Below are 2,599 nucleotides of genomic sequence, written 5' to 3' on the forward strand. Positions count from 1 at the left end.
GTTTCCATCTTGGATTGCAATTGTTCATTAAGTTTACTTTCTATATTTTTTAATAGCAATCTTAACAACACAAAAATTGAAATGATTTTACAATCAATATTTTAGACAAGGATAATTATTAAAAGTAGAGATTAACATGCCTTCATTTTTTAATACATGGTTACCTTTTATTTATCTTTATGGTGTCGGAGGAATATTCTTCGTATGTGGTTTAGTGATTGTAAAGAAATCCGGTGCATATAATCCATCCAATAAACGACACCGGTACTGGTGGAAAATTACAATCTTTGGTTTTTTTTATTTTATGATGATGCATGCTCTACTAATACTTGCAGCGCTTTATCTATAATTTAAAACAATATTAAATGAAATTATGGAAGTACATCACAGTTTAGGCACTACAACCGATTGGGTAGTAATGGTTATCTATTTTATTGCCATTATGATATTCGGTTCATATTTTTCTAAATACAACAGAACAACCACGGACTTTTTCTTTGGTGGAAGAAGGTTCGCCTGGTGGTTGATTGCCATGAGTATTCTTGCAACAGGTGTTAGTAGTCACAGCTTCATAAAATATTCAGCTAAAGGATTTGAAGCAGGTTTCTCATCCACTATGACTTATATGAACGATTGGTTCTTTGTTCCCTTTTTCATATTTGGTTGGCTTCCAATAATCGTCTACACAAAAATTAGATCCATCCCCGAATATTTTGAAAGAAGATTTTCTGTACTAACAAGATTTCTTGCTACTCTTCTACTTTTGTTTTATATGATCGGTTATGTTGGAATTGGATTTCTCACCATGGGTAAAGCTATACTACCTTTGCTTCCTCCCGAATTCACTCTTTTAGGAGTTCACTTTAATGTGACGCTGATGGGATTAATTTTCGTAATTGGATTAATTGTTGGCATTTATATTACATACGGAGGACAAACTGCAGTCATCTTCACCGATCTTGTCCAGGGATTTATGTTGCTTTTTGCAGGTTTGTTGGTTTTCGTTTTAGGATTGGATTATTTAGGTGGGTTTAAAGTTTTCTGGAATTTGCTTCCAACTGAATGGAAACTACCTCTTGCTCATTTTAATGATCCACCCGGATTCAATTTTGTCGGGATTTTCTGGCAGGATACTGTTGCTGGGTCAGTTGGGTTTTTATTCATGAATATGGGACTCGTAATGCGATTCATGGCATGTAAGAGTGTTGATGAAGGACGTAAAGCTGCGATTTTTAATATTCTTTTCCTGGTACCGCTTTCTGCAATCGTCGTTGGAAACGCCGGATGGATTGGTAAAGCAATTTCGAGTGTTAATCCCTCTGTGATCACTCCAAATACAAATCCGGACGAAATATTTGTTGTGGTTTCAAATATAATTTCGCATCCCGGAGTATTCGGATTTATCATGGCATCCCTCGCTGCTGCATTAATGTCAACTGTTAGTACATTATTAAATGCAACTGCAGCAGTTTACATCAATGATATTCATCGCCCAGTTAAAAAATGGTTAACTAAAAAAGCTCAAAGCTGGAAAGAAGCAAATGAGCAGGAACTTTTATCAGCAAGAATTGCAACCGTTGTTCTTACTTTTTTAAGTGTTTTGTCGGTTATTCCTTTTAGCCAATTCCCAACTATTTACGAAGCGCACGGATATTTTCACTCAACACTTACTCCGCCTTTAGTTACCGCTATATTCCTCGGAGTATTTTGGAAAAGATACACTAATGCGGCAGTAATCGGGACGCTTGTTGGAGGTGTTGCTCTAATGGTGCTCGGAATGTATTATCCCAGACCGTTGATTCAAATTTTTGATCACGGAACAGCTTTCGATCCTGTACATCCATATACATACATTGGTGCATTGTATAATCTGTTTGTTTGTTCCTTGTTTGCTGTTTTAGCTACTTTAACAACCAAACTACAAATACAAATAGTTGGGAAGATAGAAAAACAAGAAAATCACAGATTAATAATGAGCACTTTTATTGCGGCTTCCTGTTTAATTTTCACAATGATTGTTTTTAATCTTGCCTCATTGCCTGTGTTATTTATTTTAACTTTTGTTATGGTTGCTTTAGTAGTCCTTGCGGCAAATTATTACATAGAATATAATCATGAAAAGAAAATTGATGGACTGACGGTATGGTCAATAAATAAAGCAAAAGAATATTTCAAGGGCAGCAAGATTAACGATCGTGAAGGTGAAAAAGTAAAAGTAAATTGGAAACTAAAAGATGGTGCAGACGATACAGTTCATTTCGCTAAGAATGATATGAAGCGAATGTCTGCCGAAGTTGGTGATCTTGTTTACATATGTGATGTAAGAAGGTATTTCGGCGGGCTTAAATCAGTTCATTCGATTTATGGCGAACCTCATGATGAAGATAGCGCTGTTTATATCTCTAAAGAACACCTTGCTCAAGGACAATTTGGAAAAGGCAAAATGCTAACTGCTGAAAAGGAAATGTGAAGTTTTAAGACAAGAAAATTTTCATACTTACAAATCTAGTTCCTTTGAGTTTTTGTTCTAATCTAGAAGAACTGCTTAATTAAAAGTAACACACGCATCTTCTAATCTAGTGGGAACCTGCGCATAGCT

At 35.4% G+C, this 2,599-nt stretch carries 1 protein-coding gene; it reads left to right on the top strand.

Annotated features, from left to right (window positions below; all coding sequences use genetic code 11):
- The first annotated feature begins 373 nt into the window (after positions 1 to 373).
- Positions 374 to 2,470, top strand: coding sequence for a sodium:solute symporter family protein (locus tag VI621_RS02475; protein WP_324216814.1), 2,097 nt, complete (start codon positions 374 to 376; stop codon positions 2,468 to 2,470).
- Positions 2,471 to 2,599: the final 129 nt, after the last annotated feature.

It is taken from the genome of Flavobacterium sp. (assembly GCF_035292545.1).
Classification (GTDB): domain Bacteria; phylum Bacteroidota; class Bacteroidia; order Flavobacteriales; family Flavobacteriaceae; genus Flavobacterium.